Source organism: Stutzerimonas stutzeri (assembly GCF_002890895.1).
GTDB lineage: Bacteria > Pseudomonadota > Gammaproteobacteria > Pseudomonadales > Pseudomonadaceae > Stutzerimonas > Stutzerimonas stutzeri_AB.
In genome coordinates this window covers 190,341-210,248 of the sequence record NZ_POUL01000003.1, presented here as the reverse complement: position 1 = coordinate 210,248, position 19,908 = coordinate 190,341, and the positions used below count along the sequence as shown (strand labels likewise).

General features: G+C 59.2%; 19 protein-coding genes. 10 read left to right on the top strand and 9 right to left on the bottom strand.

Translation table 11 applies throughout. The features are described 5' to 3' along the window. Positions 1-41: 41 nt before the first annotated feature. A complete protein-coding gene (gene rhlB, locus CXK96_RS06650; protein WP_102835986.1) occupies positions 42-1,460 on the top strand; it encodes an ATP-dependent RNA helicase RhlB in 1,419 nt (472 codons plus the stop codon). Positions 1,461-1,629: 169 nt separating this feature from the next. Here the strand turns inward: rhlB and moaE are convergent, their stop codons facing one another. From moaE to dmeF, 5 genes are all read right to left on the bottom strand, one after another. Next, the gene (gene moaE, locus CXK96_RS06645) at positions 1,630-2,094 is read right to left on the bottom strand and encodes a molybdopterin synthase catalytic subunit MoaE (RefSeq protein ID WP_102835691.1); all 465 of its coding nucleotides are present in this window, start codon (positions 2,092-2,094) and stop codon (positions 1,630-1,632) included. A 2-nt stretch (positions 2,095-2,096) separates the two neighbouring features. Next, positions 2,097-2,345, bottom strand: coding sequence for a MoaD/ThiS family protein (locus CXK96_RS06640; RefSeq protein WP_102835690.1), 249 nt, complete (start codon positions 2,343-2,345; stop codon positions 2,097-2,099). Then, positions 2,342-2,812, bottom strand: coding sequence for a cyclic pyranopterin monophosphate synthase MoaC (gene moaC, locus CXK96_RS06635; RefSeq protein ID WP_102835689.1), 471 nt, complete (start codon positions 2,810-2,812; stop codon positions 2,342-2,344). The genes CXK96_RS06640 and moaC overlap by 4 nt, the downstream gene beginning before the upstream one ends. 125 nt (positions 2,813-2,937) lie before the next feature. Next, positions 2,938-4,326 carry a PhoH family protein gene (locus tag CXK96_RS06630; RefSeq protein ID WP_102835688.1) on the bottom strand — a complete coding sequence of 463 codons (1,389 nt, stop codon included), beginning with the start codon at positions 4,324-4,326 and terminating at the stop codon, positions 2,938-2,940. 257 nt (positions 4,327-4,583) lie between these two features. Then, positions 4,584-5,555, bottom strand: coding sequence for a CDF family Co(II)/Ni(II) efflux transporter DmeF (gene dmeF, locus CXK96_RS06625; RefSeq protein WP_102835687.1), 972 nt, complete (start codon positions 5,553-5,555; stop codon positions 4,584-4,586). A 133-nt stretch (positions 5,556-5,688) separates the two neighbouring features. Here dmeF and yaaA point away from each other — a divergent pair, with 133 nt between their 5' ends. From yaaA to CXK96_RS06610, 3 genes are all read left to right on the top strand, one after another. Then, positions 5,689-6,465 carry a peroxide stress protein YaaA gene (gene yaaA, locus CXK96_RS06620; RefSeq protein ID WP_102835686.1) on the top strand — a complete coding sequence of 259 codons (777 nt, stop codon included), beginning with the start codon at positions 5,689-5,691 and terminating at the stop codon, positions 6,463-6,465. Positions 6,466-7,173: 708 nt separating this feature from the next. Next, positions 7,174-8,619: a mannose-1-phosphate guanylyltransferase/mannose-6-phosphate isomerase gene (locus tag CXK96_RS06615; protein WP_102835685.1), complete on the top strand. Its 1,446-nt coding sequence runs from the start codon at positions 7,174-7,176 to the stop codon at positions 8,617-8,619. Between the two features lie 380 nt (positions 8,620-8,999). Then, positions 9,000-9,209: a hypothetical protein gene (locus CXK96_RS06610; RefSeq protein ID WP_102835684.1), complete on the top strand. Its 210-nt coding sequence runs from the start codon at positions 9,000-9,002 to the stop codon at positions 9,207-9,209. Positions 9,210-9,279: 70 nt separating this feature from the next. Here the strand turns inward: CXK96_RS06610 and CXK96_RS06605 are convergent, their stop codons facing one another. Genes CXK96_RS06605 through purU form a run of 3 tightly spaced genes read right to left on the bottom strand, consistent with a single transcriptional unit; the run spans position 9,280 to position 11,893 of the window. Further along, entirely contained in the window at positions 9,280-10,746 is a 1,467-nt protein-coding gene (locus tag CXK96_RS06605) for a helicase HerA-like domain-containing protein (protein WP_102835683.1), read from the bottom strand. Positions 10,747-10,789: 43 nt separating this feature from the next. Next, entirely contained in the window at positions 10,790-11,014 is a 225-nt protein-coding gene (locus CXK96_RS06600) for a hypothetical protein (RefSeq protein WP_102835682.1), read from the bottom strand. Between the two features lie 27 nt (positions 11,015-11,041). Continuing rightward, on the bottom strand, positions 11,042-11,893 hold the full coding sequence (purU, locus tag CXK96_RS06595) for a formyltetrahydrofolate deformylase (protein ID WP_102835681.1): 852 nt from the start codon (positions 11,891-11,893) through the stop codon (positions 11,042-11,044). A 460-nt stretch (positions 11,894-12,353) separates the two neighbouring features. Between purU and mvaT the strand changes: the two genes are divergently transcribed. Then, complete coding sequence (gene mvaT / locus CXK96_RS06590; RefSeq protein ID WP_102835680.1) at positions 12,354-12,731, top strand: histone-like nucleoid-structuring protein MvaT; 378 nt, start codon at positions 12,354-12,356, stop codon at positions 12,729-12,731. 78 nt (positions 12,732-12,809) lie between these two features. Here mvaT and sbcB read toward each other — a convergent pair whose 3' ends face one another. Then, complete coding sequence (gene sbcB / locus CXK96_RS06585; RefSeq protein WP_102835679.1) at positions 12,810-14,234, bottom strand: exodeoxyribonuclease I; 1,425 nt, start codon at positions 14,232-14,234, stop codon at positions 12,810-12,812. A gap of 252 nt (positions 14,235-14,486) precedes the next feature. On the opposite strand from sbcB, the gene CXK96_RS06580 reads away from it, so the two are divergent. The 5 genes from CXK96_RS06580 to CXK96_RS06560 are packed head-to-tail and all read left to right on the top strand — an operon-like array spanning position 14,487 to position 19,902. Beyond that, on the top strand, positions 14,487-15,194 hold the full coding sequence (locus CXK96_RS06580; protein WP_102835678.1) for an RDD family protein: 708 nt from the start codon (positions 14,487-14,489) through the stop codon (positions 15,192-15,194). Next, the gene (locus CXK96_RS06575; protein WP_102835677.1) at positions 15,191-16,174 is read left to right on the top strand and encodes a stage II sporulation protein M; all 984 of its coding nucleotides are present in this window, start codon (positions 15,191-15,193) and stop codon (positions 16,172-16,174) included. The genes CXK96_RS06580 and CXK96_RS06575 overlap by 4 nt, the downstream gene beginning before the upstream one ends. Beyond that, positions 16,161-17,720, top strand: a complete 1,560-nt coding sequence (locus CXK96_RS06570; RefSeq protein ID WP_102835676.1) for a DUF4129 domain-containing protein — start codon at positions 16,161-16,163, stop codon at positions 17,718-17,720. The genes CXK96_RS06575 and CXK96_RS06570 overlap by 14 nt, the downstream gene beginning before the upstream one ends. Next, positions 17,717-18,892, top strand: coding sequence for a DUF4350 domain-containing protein (locus CXK96_RS06565; protein WP_102835675.1), 1,176 nt, complete (start codon positions 17,717-17,719; stop codon positions 18,890-18,892). The genes CXK96_RS06570 and CXK96_RS06565 overlap by 4 nt, the downstream gene beginning before the upstream one ends. Beyond that, positions 18,889-19,902: an AAA family ATPase gene (locus tag CXK96_RS06560; protein WP_102835674.1), complete on the top strand. Its 1,014-nt coding sequence runs from the start codon at positions 18,889-18,891 to the stop codon at positions 19,900-19,902. Before CXK96_RS06565 ends, CXK96_RS06560 begins: the two co-directional genes overlap by 4 nt. The last annotated feature ends 6 nt before the right edge of the window (positions 19,903-19,908 follow it).

Below are 19,908 nucleotides of genomic sequence, written 5' to 3'. Positions count from 1 at the left end.
ACACTGCCGGGCAAACCTTACAAGACACAGACGAGAAGACCGTGCTCAAAGCACTCAAGAAGATGTTTGGCAAAGGCTCGGATGAGTCTGCAGCCACCGAAACTGAAAGCAGCACCTCAACACACCAGGGCGTTAGCGGTCCGGCGCACGCCGAAAAGGCCAAAACGCAACAGGATGAGGCCCCAAAGGCGACCAGCAAGCCGCGCCGCGAACGGGCAAGCAAGCCGACCGCTCCACCCGCGCCAGCCTGGAAGCCGGAAGACTTCACCGTCGAACCAGCCGAAGGCAAGACCCGATTTCACGATTTCAAGCTTGCCCCCGAGCTGATGCACGCCATCCACGACCTCGGCTTTCCTTATTGCACGCCCATCCAGGCACAGGTCCTCGGCTTTACGCTCAAGGGCCGTGATGCCATCGGCCGGGCCCAGACCGGCACCGGCAAGACCGCCGCGTTTCTTATCTCGACCATCACACAACTGCTACAAACTCCACCACCGGCTGATCGCTACATGGGCGAGCCACGCGCGTTGATCATCGCGCCGACTCGGGAGCTGGTTGTTCAAATCGCCAATGACGCACTGAACCTGACTAAGTACACCGGCTTGAACGTCATGAGCTTTGTTGGCGGTATGGATTTCGACAAGCAGCTCAAGGCGCTCGAATCCCGCTATTGCGACATTCTGGTGGCGACGCCAGGACGCCTGCTGGACTTCAACCAGCGCGGCGAAGTGCACCTGGACATGGTTGAGGTGCTGGTCCTCGACGAAGCGGATCGCATGCTGGACATGGGTTTCATCCCTCAGGTCCGCCAGATTATTCGCCAGACGCCGCCGAAGAGCGAACGCCAGACGCTATTGTTCTCGGCCACGTTCACCGAAGACGTAATGAACCTTGCCAAACAATGGACCACGGATCCGGCAATCGTCGAGATCGAAGCGGTCAATGTCGCCAGCGACACGGTCGAGCAGCATGTCTACGCGGTGGCAGGCAGCGACAAGTACAAGCTGCTGTACAACCTGATCACCCAGAACGACTGGACCCGAGTAATGGTGTTTGCCAACCGCAAGGACGAGGTGCGCCGCATTGAGGAGCGCTTGACCCGCGACGGCATCAGCGCCGTACAGATGTCAGGCGACGTTCCGCAGCACAAGCGTATCCGCGCCTTGGAAGGCTTTCGCGAAGGCAAGATCCGCGTCATGGTGGCCACTGATGTGGCAGGCCGCGGCATCCATGTCGACGGCATCAGCCACGTGATCAATTTCACCCTGCCTGAAGTTCCTGACGACTATGTGCATCGCATCGGCAGGACAGGTCGGGCGGGGGCCAGCGGTACCTCGATCAGCTTTGCCGGCGAAGATGATTCCTTTGCCCTCCCGGCCATTGAGGCGTTGCTGGGTCGAAAGATTAGCTGCGAGATGCCGCCGGCCGAGCTGCTGGCAGCCGTCCCACCCAAGCGCTAAAGGCTGAAATGGAAAAGGCGAAGCCGTAACGGCTTCGCCTTTTTTTTATATTTCGCCGCTGCATTCAGGCTTTGATTTCCGCGAGTAACGCTGGGAGCCGCGCTGCCTAGGACGGGCATGGCTTCCATGCTATCGCCGCGCTGCTCTGCTAATTGCAGATCGCGCTCGGCTAGCTGCCCTGCCCCTGCTGCCAGCGATCGGCCGCAGCCTGATCGCTGCAGCGACCTTCGACCCAGCGCGATCCCTCCGGGGTGTCTTCCTTTTTCCAGAAAGGCGCACGGGTCTTCAGGTAATCCATGACGAATCGACACCCATCAAAGGCCGCCTCTCGATGGGCGCTAGCCGCACCGACAAAAACGATCGCCTCACCCGGTTCCAGCCGGCCTACCCGATGCAGGATCTCCAGCGTCAGCAGCGGCCAGCGTTCAGTGGCCTCGTCGACAATTTTCTGCAGCGCCTTCTCTGTCATCCCAGGGGCATGCTCAAGGAACATTCCCGCGACGTCGCGACCGTCATTGAAATCGCGCACGTAGCCGACGAAACCAGTTACCGCACCGATACCGAGATTGGCCGCATGCAAAGCATTAAGCTCGGCGCCTGGATCGAATGGATCCTGCTGGACTCGTACACCCATGATCAGCCTCCCGTCACGGTGGGAAAGAACGCCACTTCATCGCCATCAGCCAATGGTTCGTCAAGGCTGCATAGCTCCTGATTGCGCGCGCACATCAGGTTCTGCTCGCCTAGCACCGTCCACTCGCCGCCACGTGCCAGCAGTTGCAAGCGAAGGTGGTCAACGATTTGCCAGGAGGCGTCCCAATCCAACTGCTCCGAATCGCGGCCAAGGGCCTCACGGTAGCGTGCGAAAAACTGAACCTGGATCATGCCGGCACCTGCCAGTGGCCACTCTTGCCGCCAAGTTTTTCCAGCAGTCGAACCCCCTCGATGACCATGCCTTTATCGACTGCCTTGCACATGTCATAGATCGTTAGGGCAGCGACACTTGCGGCGGTCAGCGCCTCCATTTCCACACCTGTCTGGCCCGCCAGCTTGCAACGCGCTTCGATGCGCACGCAGTCGTTGCCGTCCGGCTGTAGATCGAGCTTGATGCTGGTCAGCAATAGCGGGTGACAAAGCGGGATCAGGTCATGGGTCTTTTTCGCCGCCTGAATGCCCGCGATTCGGGCAACCGCGAAGACGTCGCCCTTCGGATGTCCGCCTTGCTGGATCATCTGCAGGGTTTCGGGAAGCATGCGGACCCTGGCCTCCGCCACCGCCTCGCGCGCCGTGACGGCCTTGGCGGTTACGTCGACCATGTTGGCCCGCCCTTGGGAATCGAGATGGGTGAGCATTTTTCATCCTGCTAAAACTGTGGGGGTCCCGCAGTTTAGCGCAGCTGGAAGCTGGAAGCTGGAGGCGCGTTTCCTTCCAGGTCAGCCTTTGCTTGAAGCATTGGCTCCAGCCTCCAGCCGCTCTCTTACATATGGGCCTCGGCGTATTCGGCCAGGACTGAACGGGGAACGCCCTGCAAGGTGATGTGCATGCCGTGCGGGAAATCCTTGAAGCGTTCGGTGAGGTAGGTGAGGCCCGAGCTGGTTGCGGACAGATATGGCGTATCGATCTGAGCCAGGTTACCGAGGCAGACCACCTTCGACCCGCTACCGGCGCGGGTAATGATGGTCTTCATCTGGTGCGGGGTAAGGTTCTGGCATTCATCGATCAGGATCAGGCTCTGCTGGAAGCTGCGTCCGCGAATGTAGTTGAGCGATTTGAACTGCAACGGCACCTTTTGCAGGATGTAGTCGACACTGCCATGGGTGCTTTCGTCGTCCATATGCAGCGCTTCGAGGTTATCGGTGATCGCACCCAGCCAGGGCTCCATCTTTTCCGCCTCGGTGCCCGGCAGAAAGCCGATGTCTTCATCCAGCCCCTGCACGCTGCGCGTCGCGATGATACGGCGGTAGCGCTTGCTCACCACCGTCTGCTCGATGGCCGCAGCCAAGGCCAGAATCGTTTTGCCGGACCCGGCGGCGCCCGACAGATTGACCAGATGAATATCCGGATCAAGCAGTGCGAAGAGCGCCAGTGCCTGGTGGATGTCACGTGGTTTCAGGCCCCAGGCTTCCTGATGAAGCAACGGCTCCTGGTGCATGTCGAGCAGTAGCAGCTCGTCAGCCTTGATGCCCTTGATCCAGCCAACGAAGCCTTGCTCATCAAGGATGAACTCATTGACGTGCACGGCAGGCAGGTTGTCTATCAGTTGTACCCGGTGCCATGTGCGTCCATGCCCCTGGTGGGTATCGACCTTACTGACTCTGTCCCAGAACGACCCGCTGAGGCTGTGGTAGCCGCGTGACAGCTGCCCGACATCGTCGACCAGCTTGTCGGTGTGATAGTCCTCCGAGGCAACGCCACAGGCACGCGCCTTCAGACGCATGTTGATGTCGTTGGTGACCAAGACCACCGGAACGCCCGCACTGCGCCGCTGCAGGTCGACGACCTGATTGATGATCTTGTTGTCGTTGAGATCCTCTGGCAGTCCGCTAGAGTCGGCGACTTTGCTCATCAGGATCGACAGGCTGCCACACGGGCCGCTTTTCTCACGCTGGATGGGCACGCCGAGTTCCACTTCTTCAGGGGTGGCATCACCCAACACCTTGTCGATCAGGCGGATCGCCTGTCGGCATTCGGCAGCCACGGTGTGCTTGCCGGTCTTGAGCTGGTCCAGCTCTTCGAGCACGGTCATCGGAATGGCGACCTGATGCTCCTGGAAATTCAATAGCGCGTTGGGGTCGTGAATCAGAACGTTGGTATCGAGAACGTAAAGGGTGGGCTGAGTTGCGCGGGGTCTGCCGTAGTCATCCATACGCGATCACCTTTTCGGAGCCGGTTCGACGGAGGGCCAAAGCACTCCGCCGTAGAAAGAACCACCGTGCGCAAGATGAGCGGACTTGGGTAGCAGGGGCTTGGGGCCACCCAGAGGCCGCCACCTGTGAGTGCAGGTTTCGGCGGTCTTACATCAGGTAATACCGCAAAAAAGATGACAGGAAAAAGTCTTTTTCGAACTGATGACGTTTTTTTAACGAAACGACGGATAGCGCTTGGCGCTGGCCTGTTCGAGGACTAGTCTCGCTGATCAACCTGTGCGTTTTCGCCGCACCGGTTCACCTCCGCTGTAACGTGAACCAGCTCTGGAAACCCGGCCAGTTGCGCTTTGTAGCAATCGGGCGAGTATGGCTGGTGAGTAACGATGCTGACGATGCAACTGTATTGCGCTCGCCCGACGCGCCACAGGTGCAAGTCGGTCACATCGGTATCCGGCATTTGCTCCAACTGTTCCCGCACTCGACGCACCAGCGGGTCGTCCATTTCCCGGTCAAGCAAAGCCTTCGTCGTTTCACGCAGCAAGCCTTTGGCCCAGATCAGAATCACGATCGCACCGATAATCCCCATCAGGGGATCCAGCCACCCCCAGCCGAAGTACTTGCCCCCCAGCAAGGCAACGATTGCCGCAACGGAAGTCAGGCCATCAGTCAAGACATGGATAAAAGCTGCATGACGGTTCAGGTCCTTGCCTGGCCCGCCTGAATGAGCGTGATCGTGATCGTGATCGTGATCGTGATCGTGGCCATGATGGTGGTGCTGGTCGCGCAGTAACCACGCGGACAGCATATTCACCAACAAACCGATCACAGCGACCCATAGCGCCTCGTCAAAACCGATCAGGGCCGGTGACCAGAAGCGCACTAGCGACTCACCGATCATCAGCAAAGCCACCATGACCAGCAAGACAGCGCTGGCAAAACCTGCCAGCACCTCGACCTTCCAGGTACCGAAGGCAAAACGCCGATCATGCACGTAGCGTCGAGCCAGCCAGTAGGCAGTTGCCGCCATGCCGATAGCCACCATGTGTGACGCCATATGCCAACCGTCTGCCAGCAATGCCATCGAATTGAACCAGTAGCCGGCCATGATCTCTGCGACCATTGTCAGGCCGGTCAACAGCACCACCGCCCAGGTCTGTTTTTCCGCACCCTGCTCCAGAGGACGGTAATCGTGCGAGGGCTGCCAGTGCGCATGGTTGCAGTCGGTCATGTTTCCTCCTTCGTTAGCTACAGAGAAGCGTGCCCCCTTAGCTCGAGTCAAGGTCAACACCTAATCGAGGCCATAGCTGGAGCGGCGATGGGTATAGCGCCTAGAATCCGCTCACATCAAAGGAGACCGTTGCATGCTGATGGTGATTTCCCCAGCCAAGACTCTGGACTACGACACCCCACCGACAACCCTACGTTTCACCCAGCCCGAACATTTGGATCACGCGCAGGCGCTGATCAGTCAACTGCGCGATATGTCGCCTCAGCAAATCGGCGAACTGATGCACCTCTCCGATAAGCTCGCGGCGCTTAACGTCGCTCGCTATGGCAGCTGGGATTCAGACTTTACGCCGGGTAATGCCAAGCAGGCGCTGCTTGCGTTCAAGGGCGACGTCTACACCGGGCTGGACGCCAATGAGCTCACTGAAGAAGATCTCGATTTCGCCCAGCACCACCTGCGAATGCTGTCCGGGCTCTATGGCGTGCTGCGGCCACTGGATCTGATGCAGCCCTATCGTCTGGAAATGGGCACAAAGCTGGCCAATCCACGCGGCAAGGATCTTTACGCTTTCTGGGGCGAACGGATAAGCGAGTGGCTCAACGAAGCACTGGCGGCGCAGGGTGACGACGTACTGCTCAACCTGGCATCAAAAGAATACTTCAGTGCTGTGAAACGCAAAGCGCTGAATGCCCGGGTGATCGACGTTGACTTCAAGGATATGAAGAGCGGCCAATACAAGATCATCAGCTTCTACGCAAAGAAAGCCCGGGGCCTGATGAGCCGCTTCGTCATCAAGGAACGCGTCCAGGATCCTGAGCAGCTGAAAGACTTTGATTACGACGGCTATCGTTATTGCCCTGACAGCTCAGCCCCTGACCACTTGGTCTTTTTACGAGACGCTCAGGACTGAAAGCAGCGCCACCCCCTCGTTCTTAACGCTGGGGGAGTCACATCTCCCGCATAAAAACACTGCCGCTGGTGCACCACGGACCTGGAACCTGCCGAGGATAAAGGCCTCCTGCGCCAGCGGACTGTCGCTTTTTCGATGCCCGTCAAAAACTCCCCGATCGACGGCAGGCGTACGGGGAACTATCCGAAGGCACCTGCAATCATAAGCGCGTACCGGCATTTCCAGACGGAAAGGGACGTCGCACATGAACGTGCAGTGGAATTCAAAACAATGCATTCGGCTTGTCAGCCAGGACACACTTTTAGTGACGTCCGGCATGTCCGACAGAGGACAGACGGGCTGGATCGGCGCGGTGTCAGTGCGTAAGCGAGACTGTCAAACGCGCCAATTTCGGGCAGCTGGCCCACAGCAGAGCAGCACGGCTCCCGGCCTTTTCAAGATTGATGAAAGCCTTGCAGGCGCCCGCTTCGAATCCGCGATCCGCTCTGCATTAGCAAGTGCGGCGCCCATCGACTATCAGACAGCACCCCCCACATTCAGGCTCGGAGCACGCAGTTCGCCCCGAAAGCAGTTTTCCTGTTGGAAAACGGAACTTGATGGCACGCGGCACCTGAAGGCCCGACCAAGAAGCGCATGGCGAGCACAGACATCTGGCCGCCCACATGGACAAGAAGAACTTCCCCTTCTCAACGATTCAGGAGAAACAACATGATTCCGGTCATCCTCTCAGGCGGCAGCGGTTCCCGACTCTGGCCTCTTTCGCGCAAGGCCTTTCCCAAGCAGTTCCTCGCGCTGACGGCCGAGCAAACGCTGTTTCAGCAAACCATCGAGCGCCTGGCCTTTGAAGGCATGCAAGCGCCGCTGCTGGTCTGCAACAAGGAGCACCGGTTCATCGTTAAAGAACAGCTGGCCGCACGAAAGCTTCAAACCCAAGGCCTCATGCTCGAACCCTTCGGCCGTAATACCGCGCCGGCGATTGCCATTGCCGCGATGAAGTTGCTTGCCGATGAACGTGACGAGCTGCTGCTGGTGCTGCCGGCCGACCACGTCATCGAAGACCACAAAGCCTTCCAGCGCTCCCTCGCCCTGGCCACCAATGCAGCCGAAAACGGCGGGATGGTACTGTTCGGCATTCCGGCCACCAGCCCGGAGACCGGCTACGGCTACATCAAGTGCGATCATCAGGGACGCAACGGCCTGCCTGAAGGCGTCAACCGCGTCACACAGTTCGTCGAGAAGCCGGACGAGATTCGCGCTCAGGAATATGTCGATTCCGGCGACTACTACTGGAACAGCGGCATGTTCCTGTTCCGCGCCAGCGTATTCCTTGACGAGCTGAAGAAGCACGACCCGGACATCTACGACACCTGCTGGGTAGCGCTGGAGCGCAGCATCAAGAATGGTGAAGAGCTGCTGATCGACCCGGCCACCTTTGCCTGCTGCCCCGACAACTCGATCGACTATGCCGTGATGGAAAAAACCGAACTGGCATGTGTCGTTCCGATGTCGGCAGGCTGGAGCGATGTGGGTTCCTGGTCATCGCTTTGGGATGTTCTGGAAAAAGACGAAAACGGTAACGTGACCCGCGGCGACGTGATTGTCGAAGACAGCCGCAACTGCCTCGTGCACGGTAACGGCAAGCTGGTAACCGTGGTTGGCCTGGACAACATCGTAGTAGTCGAGACCAAGGACGCCACGATGATCGCCCATAAGGACAAGGTCCAGGACGTCAAGAAGCTGGTGAACAAGCTCGACGCCATGAAGCGCTCTGAAACGCAGAACCACTGTGCGGTCTACCGCCCTTGGGGATGGTACGACTCGGTCGATATGGGCGGTCGCTTCCAGGTCAAGCGGATCTGCGTCAACCCAGGCGCACAGCTGTCATTGCAGATGCACCATCATCGTGCCGAGCATTGGATCGTCGTCTCCGGCACTGCGCAGGTCACCTGCAACGACAAGACCTTCCTGCTCACCGAGAATCAGTCGACCTACATTCCGGTGACCTCCATTCACCGACTTGCGAATCCGGGCAAGATTCCACTGGAAATTATTGAAGTCCAGTCGGGCAGTTATCTAGGCGAGGATGACATCGAGCGTCTGGATGACGTATATGGCCGCGCGCCAAATGACCTGGCCAGCCAGTCGGCTCGCTAAAGATCAGATGTGGCAAAAAAACCGCGCCGAATCAGGCGCGGTTTTTTATTAATGGATTTTCAACGGCGGCTAGATACTGCTGAACCCGCTTGTTTGCGCTGGTCAGAGCCTGCCTCACAAATATTGTCGTTACAGCCAAAGCTGGGGCTTTCCTTTTCCCATGACTCACGCAGACAGAGTTCATAAGACCTACATCGCACTTAACTACCGGGCTGAATGCAGTTTTAACGTCACACTTGTTTAGCCCAGGCCGCTTGCAGTACTGTCTCTCCTATCGCATACGCACCCAATTCGAGCCGGGCCTCATTTCGAGCCCAGAAGCTCGCGCCCCTTAGCGCGCCGCGCTGAAAATAAACTTTAATAAAGAGGCCATACAAGACGTGACAAAAGAAGAACTACGCGCCGAACTGGAGAAGCAAGCCAACCGTTTCCAGGCTGTCTACGGTGGGGAAATCACGACCTATGCCGCGCAGCCTGATCCAGAACGAAAGCCATGGCGTAAAAAGCCGACCGTCCATGATCAAGTATTCAAGGCCGAGTTGCAGAAGATCGAGAAAGAGTTGTCAGAGCAAGCCTCAGAGGCAAAGTGAACTGCGGCACCGTGAATGCGCACCGCAAGCACAGCAGTCAGAAACTAAGCAGCTGTAGCCGATTTTTTGCTCAGCGCTTACCGCCCAATAAAGAGCCCAGAAGCCCTCGTGCCAACTGCCGACCTAACTGTGTTGCAGCCTGGCGCATTGCGCTCTTGAAGACCTGTCCGGCCGCTTCACCTAGCGCATCGGCAACACCATTTTTTGACACATCGCTCTTCGCTTGTGGCTGGTCCTCGGAAGCCTGCTTTGCCCGTTCGAGCAATATTTCGTAAGCAGATTCACGATCGACCGGTCTGTCGTAACGTCCTCTCAGGGGTGAGCTGGCGATCAGGTCGTGTCTCTCGCGCTCGGTCAGCGGCCCGACCCGCGACTGAGGCGGCGCGACCGCAACACGCTGTACCATCGACGGCATGCCTCTATCCTCGAGGCCACCGACCAGCGCTTCGCCGGTTCCCAGACTGGACAAAGTGTCCAGCGATGAAAACGCTGGGTTGGCGCGGAAACCGTCCGCCACCGCACGCAGCGCTTTCTGCTCCTTGACCGTGTAGGCCCTGAGTCCGTGCTGTATGCGCAGGCCCAACTGAGCCAGCACATCATCCGGCAGGTCTGTGGGGCTTTGGGTTACGAAATAGACGCCAACGCCCTTCGAGCGAATCAGCCTGACTACTTGCAGCAACCTGTCCTGCAATGCTTTCGGGGTGCCGCTGAACAGCAGATGCGCTTCGTCGAAGAACAGCGCGAGCAGTGGTCGATCAGCGTCACCGCGCTCGGGAAGCTGTTCGAACAGCTCAGCCAACAGCCACAGCAGAAAGGTCGCATAGACTTTGGGGGCCTGATGGACGAGCTGGCTGGCGTCAAGCAGGTGGATCCGTCCACGCCCGTCGCTTGCAGGCTGCAGAATGTCCTCAAGCGCCAGAGCCGGCTCACCAAACAGCGCCTCGGCACCTTGCTGCTCCAGCGTTGCCAGTCGCCGTAACAGCGCCTGGGACGATGCGCTGGTTAGCAAGGCCGCATCGTCACCGAGCACCTCAGGGTGTTTTTTCAGATGAGCAAGCAAGGCCTTGAGGTCTTTCAGGTCGAGCAACAGCAGCGCTTCACGATCAGCGACCTTGAATGCGGCATAGAGTGCTGCCTGCTGGCTGTCGCTCAGCTCCAGCAGATTGCCCAACAGCAAGGGGCCCATCTCTGTCAGCGTGGTCCTCAGCGGATGACCGCTCACACCGTGCACGTCCCACAAAATCACCGGATAGGCCTGGGGTCGATGGTCGAGCCAAGGCATGCTGGCGATTCGCTCGGCGATCTTTCCTTGCGGCTCGCCAGCCGCGCCCAGGCCACACAAGTCACCTTTGATATCCGCTGCGAAAACCGCGACGCCAGCCTCGCTGAATTGCTCAGCGAGGCGCTGTAAGGTCACGGTCTTGCCGGTGCCTGTAGCGCCGGCGATCAAACCGTGTCGGTTGGCCAGATGCAGCGGGTGGGAGTTCGGCTCGCCCGTCGCGTCAGCACCCAGTACCAGGCAGTTTGTCTGTTTCATCCGCAGGCCTCGAACTGAACAATGGAGTATCCGGCAACGTCAATCAGCCGGCCTTCGAGCCGCTGGCTTCAGCGCCGACCACAACGTCGCTTTCGCCGTCGCCAACAGAGGCATCGAGCGTCGCCACATGCCGCTCCCAGAGTGTTTTGGCACCTGGGAAGTCGGTGCCCAGGTCGGGGCCCAGCCGGTCCGGATCGTAGCGTTGAGTACAACCGCTACCGATGATCGGCGGCGCTTTCGCGCCTGCCTTGTCCAGTGGATCGCTCATCTCGCCTCCCGCGCCAATAACGATGGATCAGTTGAATACCAGCGTCTTGTTGCTATGCACCAGCACCCGCTCTTCTAGGTGATAGCGCAAACCACGGGACAGCACCATCTTTTCCACGTCCTTGCCCAGCCGAACCATGTCCTCGATGCTGTCTCTATGGCTGACGCGCACCACGTCCTGCTCGATGATCGGCCCAGCATCAAGCTCTTCTGTCACATAGTGGCAGGTCGCACCTATGAGCTTGACCCCTCGCAGCGAGGCCTGGTGGTACGGTTTTGCACCGACGAACGACGGCAGAAAGCTGTGATGGATATTGATCACCCGTTGCGCAAATTCCTCGCAAAGTTCAGCCGGCAGAATTTGCATGTAGCGCGCTAACACGATGGCGTCAGCGCGCTGCTCGCGCACCAGGCGCGACACCTCGGCGAAAGCTTCTTCTTTGCGCGCCGGCTGGACGGGGACATGGAAATACGGAATGCCATGCCATTCGACCATACTGCGCAGATCGTCGTGATTGGAGATCACGCAAGGAATGTCACAGTCCAGTTCCCCGCTGTGCCAACGATGCAGCAGGTCGGCGAGGCAGTGCGACTCGCGGCTGGCCATCAGCACGACTCGCTTGCGCTGGGCAGAGTCGGTGATGCGCCATTCCATGGAAAACTCGCGCGCTATTGGCGCAAACGCCTGGCGAAAGCCATCGAGATCAAAAGGCAGCGAATCGGCCCGAATCTCATGCCGCATGAAGAACCAGCCACTCTGATGATCGGAATGGTGATTGGCCTCGGTGATCCAGCCGTTGTAGGTCGCTAGGAAATTACCGACCTTGGCCACAATGCCGACGCCGTCGGGACAGGCGATAACCAGCCTGAAAGTGCGCATTCTTAAGTTAACTCCGGCTTACTCATAAAGACCCGGCATTCTAGCGCAGCGAAGAAAACCACCACCAAATTATTCAAGCCGGAGCATGGCACGCCTCTACTGTCGAAACACGCCGCAGGGTGCGAATCAGCTGATTTGTAAAAAACCATGATTGAAGCCTTAACATTCCTGGGTTCAAGTTACTGGAAAGGCGCCAACGAGCAAAGGAAACGCACACCGCAACGGGTTGCGGAACTGCGTATTCAAATACCGGGACGGCATAAATAAGCCTGACGTGGTCCGTCGCATGCTTCGTTATGTGCAGTAGTTCACCCTGGCTACGTTTAACTGCACCTCAGCGCGCCTAACGCACCACAATGAAACAAACTGAGTAAACTTTGTTCGGAGCAACATTTACTTGTCTGCAGCAGCTGTCTATGATTGCTGTCACTTGCGTTCAAACCTATACCAAGGAAGTGACATGTCGCTGATCAACGAATACCGCGCTACTGAAGAAGCTATCAAGGAACTACAGGAGCGCCTGAAATCCTTGTCTGAAGATGACAAGCTGAAAAAGGAACTCGAGTTTGAAGGCAAACTGCGCGAGCTGATGGGCGAATATCAGAAGTCCCTTCGCGACATTATTGCTCTGCTCGATCCCGATGCCCGCAGCAACAAGACGCAACGCGCATCCAAAACCCCCGCTGCAACCAAACGCGCCCGTCGCGTCAAGCAGTACAAGAACCCTCACAACGGTGAAGTGATTGAAACCAAAGGCGGCAATCACAAGACGCTGAAAGAGTGGAAAGCACAATGGGGTTCCGACGAGGTTGAAAGCTGGGCCACTCTGTTGGGCTAAGTTTTACGCCGCACCCAAAAGCCATCTGACGCAGTCATGCTGCGTCAGATGGCTTTTTTATTTCCCGGCTAAGCATTTTCAGAACATGTAACGTTCGCGCAATCCGCGAACATGTATTAACCATTGCTGCAAAAGACACGCTTGTTCGGGTGTGGTTGATGGCAATAAAACCTGAACGGCTTTTTCAAACTGCTCCGAGGTGTTCGGCGCGCCGAATTCAGGCTTCATCAAGCGCTGCCGACAGAATGCATGCCACTGCTCGGCTTCGGCGGCTGATAAACACTCGGGAAAATTACGCGCGCGATAGCGGAAATGCAGCTCTGGCAAGCGCGGGTCATCAAACGGCAGTGCGGCGCCTGTCGAAAGCGGCGAAGTACTTCGTACCTGCTCGCACAGTCGCCGGTCGCGATCATTGAAAAAGCCGTCATACAACTGCTGCTCCGGATCGGACGAACCCGCGAAGACATCCTCCTTGTAGATGTCGGCAAGCTTCCAGCTCCACTCCGGTTCGCGCCCACGTAACTCGGCCGCTTTCGCCTCGCAACATTGGATATCCAGTCCCAGCCGCGCAATATCCGATGGCCGCAGGACGCTCATGGGTGCCAGCACGGGGCAGCGGTTCATGTGCACGAGTTTCAAGGGAATCGGAAGTTTCTCGCCCAAGTCTTCCCGACGGGTATAGAGCCGTTCACGAATAGCCTCGGCCTGCTCTTCCCACAGCGGCGCGCAGTCGGCATTCAAGTCACAGACGATCAGTGCATTACGGTTGCGAGGGTGCCAGGCCAGCGGCAAGACCACCGATAGAAAATGACGCGCTGCGGAAAACCGCCCCGATACATGCACCATTGGTTTGAGCAGCTGGACTTGTTCGATCACCGCATGTTTACGGCGGAGCTTGTAGAGGTAGTCATAGAGACGCGGTTGACACGCGCGAATCAGGCGAGCCAAGGCAATCGTTGCCCGAACATCGGACAACGCATCATGGGCATTCAAGTGCTCGAGTCCATTGGCAGCACTGAGCCGCTCCAGTTTCAACGTGACTCGCCCCTCCTCTTCCGGCCAGACGATGCCTTCCGGCCGCAAGGCGAAAGCGGTGCGGACCAGATCAATGAGGTCCCAGCGACTGTTACCGCCCTGCCATTCACGCGCATAGGGATCGAAGAAGTTGCGATAGAGACTGTAGCGCAGCACTTCATCATCGAAGCGCAAGCTGTTGTAACCCGCGCCACAGGTGCCTGGCACCGCCAGTTCATGATGCAACCGGGCCACGAACTCGGCCTCGCACAGGCCTTTTTCCGCCAGCGTGGCAGGTGTGATACCCGTGACCAGGCACGCCGCGGGATGCGGGAGGATGTCGTCGCTCAGCCTGCAATAAATGTTCAGCGGTTCGCCAACTTCTTCCAGCGCCTCGGTGGTGCGTATGCCGGCCACTTGCACAGGCCGGTCACAGCGAGGCGATACGCCGGTTGTTTCGAAGTCGTACCAGAAGATGCTGGAGGTCAAGGGAGCTTCCTTCTCGATTGTCGCCCACAGTCTAACGCGCCAGACTCGCCCTTACCGAATGGTCCGGCGCCTGGTGCAGGTAAGGATTGAGTGCTGACGTAAATAATCCGTTGGCGCATCAATCAAAGTGCCAAGCCGGTTATGGCCGCAGATGTCATTCAATGGTTTCATTCAGCAGCACCGCTTCCGCCAGGCGTTGCTCGGTACGCAATGTGCGCATAGCACCCAGTCCCCCATTTACGAGCCAGAGCCGTGCAATCCGCCTCTTCAGCCACCGCCTTGCTGGATAACACACACCGCGTCGAAACGCCGGAAGGTATCGATTTGTTGCTCCATCCAGCCGGCCTGGTCCCTCGCGCCTTGGCATTTGCACTGGATCTGCTGATACGGGGCGCGCTATTGGCGGCTTTGGGTTTTGCGTTCACGTTGCTAGGCAAGTTCGGCATGGGTGTTGGGGCGTTGCTGCTGTTTCTGGTGCAATGGTGGTACATGGTGCTGTTCGAAGTGCTGAACCAGGGCCGCACCCCGGGCAAGCAATGGATGGGGCTGCGCGTCATCCATGATGACGGCACACCGGTCGGTTGGGCTTCCTCCCTGACACGCAATCTGCTGCGCTTCGTCGACATGCTGCCGTTCGGCTATTTCCTCGGGGCTCTCTGCTGTCTCTGGCACCCATCGTTCAAGCGCTTGGGCGACCTCGCCGCGGGCACCATGGTGGTGTACCGCGAGCGCAACGTCAGCGCACCAGACCTGCCAGCAGCTGAAGCAGTAACGCCCCCGCTACCGCTTACACTGGCTGAGCAGCAAGCGCTGATCGCCTTTGCCGAGCGCCATTCGACGCTCACGGCGCAAAGGCGGCTCGAACTGGCTTCAATCCTGGCCGAGCCGCTGCAGCTCGAACCCACTCAGGCGGAAGCCCGAATCCACGGCATCGCCCGAAACCTGGTGGGTCCGATATGAAGCAAAGCCAGTTCGAAACCCGGCACCAGGCGGAATGGCAGGCGTTCGAAGAAATGCTCGAAACATTGGAGCGCGGCAAAGGCCGTGCGCCAGAAGCAGTCGCTGGCTTTCCGGCCGCCTATCGACGGCTTTGCCAGCAGCTGGCTCTGGCACAGTCGCGCGGTTACAGCATGCGCTTCGTCGAGCGTCTGCAGCTGCTGGCTCAGCGCGGGCACCATCAGATGTATCGCCACCGAAGCCCGTTGGGTGGTCGCCTGCTCGGTTTCTTTCTTGGCGGTTTTGCCAGACTCGTCCGCACAGAGTGGCGCTATCTGGCAGCCGCGAGTCTGATTTTCTACCTTAGCCTGCTGGGCATGGCTGCGCTGGTGCTGGCCTTTCCGGAGTTGGTCTACAGCCTCATCAGCCCGGAACAGATCGCAGAAATGGAAGCCATGTACGACCCTGACGCCAGTCGTCTCGGCCGCTTCGGCGAGCGTGGGTCCGCTGACGACTGGGTCATGTTCGGTTACTACGTGATGCATAACATTGGCATCGCTTTCCAGACTTTTGCGGGTGGCCTGCTCTTCGGCCTTGGCAGCCTGTTCTATCTGTTGTTCAACGGCTTGATCATCGGCGCCATTGCCGGCCACCTGACCGGCATCGGCTACGATCAGCCGTTCTGGTCATTCGTTATCGGCCATGGCGCGTTCGAACTGACGGCGATCACATTAGCGGGGGCTGCCGGGTTGAAGCTGGGTGCTGCCCTTGTCGCACCCGGCCGTCGAACACGCAGCGAGGCATTGCGCTTGGCAGCCGCCACAGCAGTGAGGCTGATTGTCGGGGCCACGTTGTTTCTCTTGATCGCAGCCTTTATCGAGGCCTACTGGTCCTCGATGACTTATCCCCCAGCCCCCGTCAAATACGCCGTCGGCGTTTTGTTGTGGCTACTGGTCGGGGTCTATTTGACGCGGAGCGGGCGACATTTCCATGCGCTTGAATGATGCCAGCATGGCGATCCGTCCCCGCACCGAGTGGGAGGCGCTGGATCTCGGCATTCTGTTAGCACGGCGTCATGCTGCATTGCTGATGGGCAGCTGGGCGCTGGTGACGTTGCCGATCTTCGCCCTGTTCAGTCTGTTGTTCTGGCAACACCCGACGCTCTCGTTGTTGCTGTTCTGGTGGTTCAAGCCGCTCTATGAAAGGCTGCCTCTGTTCATCCTGTCGCGAGCACTGTTCGGCGACACACCGTCGCTGCGCCAGAGCATCACGACACTGCCACCCCTGCTGCGTCCCCAGTGGTTTTCCAGCGTGACATGGCGCCGCTTCAGCGTGACTCGCAGTTTCGATCTGCCGGTGCTGCAGCTCGAGCAACTGGCTGGCTCGGCTCGTCAGCAGCGCCTCGCGGTGCTGGGACAACGGGACAGCCGGGCCGCATCCTGGCTGACCCTGGTGGGCATGCATCTGGAGATGGGGCTGTGGTTTGGTGCTCTGGCGCTGATGTATATGCTCATCCCACAGCAGATGTTGGCGGACTGGAACTGGCAAGACCTGCTCGGCATGAGCGGCGATTGGCTGTGGTTCGAACACCTGTCCAACCTGCTCTATGCCTTGGTGCTGGTGGTCTGGGAGCCAATTTATGTCGCCAGCGGTTTCAGTCTTTACCTCAATCGCCGCACAACGCTTGAGGCCTGGGATATCGAACTGACGTTTCGCCGCTTGCAGACACGCATGAAGTCGTTGCTGCCAGTGCTGCTGGTGGGGCTGGGCCTGTGGTTGTTATCGCCACCCGAGATGGCACTCGCCGCTACTGGCGCAGAGGGAACGACGCAAGCGATCGAGGCCTCCGGCCCAGACAGTAATCGCCTGCTCAAGCAGCCCTTGACCAGCAAAGAAGCCAGTGAACGGATTGATGAATTGCTTGACCAGCCGCCCTTCCGAAACCGCGAGACCGTGACCCGCTGGCGCTTCACGGAAGAGTCTAGGGACGAGCCGGGTTGGCTGGCACGTCTGCTGGAGCGACTGCTGCGCAGCGACCTGCTGACCCAGCGCCCCGACACACTCGCAAGCATGATCGAAGTGTTCCTCTGGGCCGCCCTGTTCGGCCTGACCGGCTGGCTGCTGTGGCGCTACCGTGAGTGGCTCAAGCTATATGTGACACCTGGCCAGTTGCGGATCAGGCAGCGCCAAGCAACGCCTGCCGTACTGTTCGGGCTTGACCTGCAACCCGAAAGCATTCCGACGAACGTCGTCGCCGAGGTGCAGAGGCTCTGGCACGAACACCCACGCGAAGCGCTTGGCCTGCTCTACCGGGCCTTTCTCAGCCGCCTGCTGCACGAACAGCAACTGCCAATGAAGAGCTCGCATACCGAGGGAGAAATACTCGAACTGCTGCGCCTGGAAGCTCGGCCAGAGCTGCTCGAGTACGCCGAAACCTTGACGCGCCACTGGCTGCGCCTGGCCTACGGGCATCAGCTGCCACCTGAGAGGGCCCGCGACGAGCTATGCGAGGGCTGGGGCGCACTGTTTGGCAGTGAGCGGCTCGCATGAGCAAGCCACGTCGGCTCTTTCTGCTTGCCGCGGGCGGGCTGCTGCTTGGGCTGTTGCTGCTTTTTGCCCTGAGCAAGGCGACGCCCTATGAGGAAACGATCGAGCATGGCCCCGCGCCGGAGGTACGCAGCAATCCGTATCTGGCCGCAGAGCGTTTCCTGATCGACCAGGGACGCGCCATCGATCATGCACAAGGCCTCGGTGGCCTCGCCGAGTCCACAAACAATCAACAGGTGCTGTTGTTGCTGGGCGAACGCAGCAACATGACGCCCGGCCAGGCCGAACGCCTGTTGCACTGGGTCGATCAGGGTGGCCACCTCGTGTTCATCGCTGAGCGTATCTGGAACGAAAAAAACGGAAGCAGCGGCGACCTGCTGCTCGATGCGCTGAACCTTCAGCAGCACGAGGCAGGCGAAAATCTCGATGACAGCCATACCGCTGATGCCGCCGCGAACGCCGAGAAACGCCCTGTGTTGACTCGCCTCTATCTGGAGAACGAGGATGCCCCCGCCTATCTCGCCTTTGATACCAACTATCACCTCTACGACGCCGGTGGCAGCGCGCACGCATGGGCCAACAGCGCCAGTGCGACGCATATGCTGCAACTGCAGCGTGGGAACGGCCTGATCACGGCCCTGACCGACAGCTGGATCTGGCGAAACGATGCCATTGCCCAATACGACCATGCCTGGCTGCTGTGGTACCTCACCCAGGACCGCGACGTAACGCTGATCTATCGCACTGAACATGATGATCTGCTGCAACGGTTGCTGCGTTACTTCCCCGAAGCACTGGCGGCGCTGCTACTGATGTTGCTTGCCACGCTCTGGCATGTGGCGCAGCGACAGGGCCCGTTGATAGAGCCGGTCGAACGAAACCGCCGGCGGCTGCAAGAGCATCTGCGTGGCAGTGCCGATTTCCTATATCGCAGGGCCGGACAACGCCAGTTACTTAGCAACCTGCAAGACGATATCCGGCGACAGGCGCAGCGACGCCACCCGGGCTTCAAAACCCTCGGACACGTTGAACAGTGCCAGGTATTGGCAGCGATCAGCCGAACCACCTCAGGGGCTGTCTCGCAGGCCATGCAGCCGCCATCGAACAAACCCGTCAGCGCCACCGAATTCACCCGCCAGGTTGCCCACCTGCAAAGCCTCAGGAACAGCTTATGAGTGACTCACCCACGGATCCGAACAGTGTCAATCCAGACGCGCCGCCGAACAACCAGCGCCAACGTGCCAGTCAGCTCGCCCAGGCGCTACGCCACGAGCTGCACAAAGCCGTGATCGGCCAGCACGACGTCGTTGACGGGTTGCTCACAGCGCTGATCGCCGGTGGTCACGTTCTGGTCGAAGGCGTGCCGGGTCTAGGCAAGACGCTATTGGTGCGAGCATTGGCGCGCTGCTTTGGAGGTGACTTCGCGCGTATCCAGTTCACGCCGGACCTGATGCCCAGCGACATAACCGGCCATGCGATCTACTACATGGCCAGCGAACAGTTCAAGTTGCGCAAGGGCCCGGTGTTCACCAACCTGCTGTTGGCCGACGAGATCAATCGTGCGCCCGCCAAGACCCAGGCGGCGTTGCTGGAAGTCATGCAGGAGCGTCAGGTCACCCTTGAAGGCCGCGCCCTCGCTGCACCCCAGCCGTTCCTGGTCATGGCCACGCAGAACCCCATTGAGCAGGAAGGCACCTACCCGTTGCCGGAAGCCGAGCTCGACCGCTTCATGCTGATGCTGCGCATGGACTACCCGCAGGCGGACGAGGAATTGACGCTGGTTCGCCAGGTTACTCGCTCGGTGCGCACTGACATTCTTGACGTCAGCGGCTTGCGCGTCATGCTGCAGGCGAAAGATGTCCAGGCGCTGCAGAAAATCGCCAGCGACCTTCCGCTGGACGACCAGGTGCTCGACTATGCCGTTCGGCTGGCCCGAGCCACGCGCAGCTGGCCCGGCCTGGCGCTGGGCGCGGGGCCACGAGCGTCGATCGCGCTGGTGCGCTGCGCCCGTGCACGCGCCTTGTTGCGCGGCGGCGATTTTGTCGTCCCTGACGATGTAAAAGGCTGCGCACTGGCTGTGTTGCGGCATCGGGTCAGACTCTCGCCCGAACTCGACATCGAAGGCACTTCGGTGGACCAGCTGCTCCAACAGCTGCTGGAGCAGATCGCGGCGCCGCGCCTGTGACGCTCA

Excerpts from the sequence above, each read along its gene's own strand:
- moaE (WP_102835691.1), bottom strand. The coding sequence starts at position 2,094 with ATGGGTGTACGAGTCCAGCAGGATCCATTCGATCCAGGCGCCGAGCTT.
- CXK96_RS06640 (WP_102835690.1), bottom strand. The coding sequence starts at position 2,345 with ATGATCCAGGTTCAGTTTTTCGCACGCTACCGTGAGGCCCTTGGCCGC.
- moaC (WP_102835689.1), bottom strand. The coding sequence starts at position 2,812 with ATGCTCACCCATCTCGATTCCCAAGGGCGGGCCAACATGGTCGACGTA.
- CXK96_RS06630 (WP_102835688.1), bottom strand. The coding sequence starts at position 4,326 with ATGGATGACTACGGCAGACCCCGCGCAACTCAGCCCACCCTTTACGTT.
- dmeF (WP_102835687.1), bottom strand. The coding sequence starts at position 5,555 with ATGACCGACTGCAACCATGCGCACTGGCAGCCCTCGCACGATTACCGT.
- yaaA (WP_102835686.1), top strand. The coding sequence starts at position 5,689 with ATGCTGATGGTGATTTCCCCAGCCAAGACTCTGGACTACGACACCCCA.
- CXK96_RS06615 (WP_102835685.1), top strand. The coding sequence starts at position 7,174 with ATGATTCCGGTCATCCTCTCAGGCGGCAGCGGTTCCCGACTCTGGCCT.
- CXK96_RS06605 (WP_102835683.1), bottom strand. The coding sequence starts at position 10,746 with ATGAAACAGACAAACTGCCTGGTACTGGGTGCTGACGCGACGGGCGAG.
- CXK96_RS06600 (WP_102835682.1), bottom strand. The coding sequence starts at position 11,014 with ATGAGCGATCCACTGGACAAGGCAGGCGCGAAAGCGCCGCCGATCATC.
- purU (WP_102835681.1), bottom strand. The coding sequence starts at position 11,893 with ATGCGCACTTTCAGGCTGGTTATCGCCTGTCCCGACGGCGTCGGCATT.
- mvaT (WP_102835680.1), top strand. The coding sequence starts at position 12,354 with ATGTCGCTGATCAACGAATACCGCGCTACTGAAGAAGCTATCAAGGAA.
- CXK96_RS06575 (WP_102835677.1), top strand. The coding sequence starts at position 15,191 with ATGAAGCAAAGCCAGTTCGAAACCCGGCACCAGGCGGAATGGCAGGCG.
- CXK96_RS06570 (WP_102835676.1), top strand. The coding sequence starts at position 16,161 with ATGCGCTTGAATGATGCCAGCATGGCGATCCGTCCCCGCACCGAGTGG.
- CXK96_RS06565 (WP_102835675.1), top strand. The coding sequence starts at position 17,717 with ATGAGCAAGCCACGTCGGCTCTTTCTGCTTGCCGCGGGCGGGCTGCTG.
- CXK96_RS06560 (WP_102835674.1), top strand. The coding sequence starts at position 18,889 with ATGAGTGACTCACCCACGGATCCGAACAGTGTCAATCCAGACGCGCCG.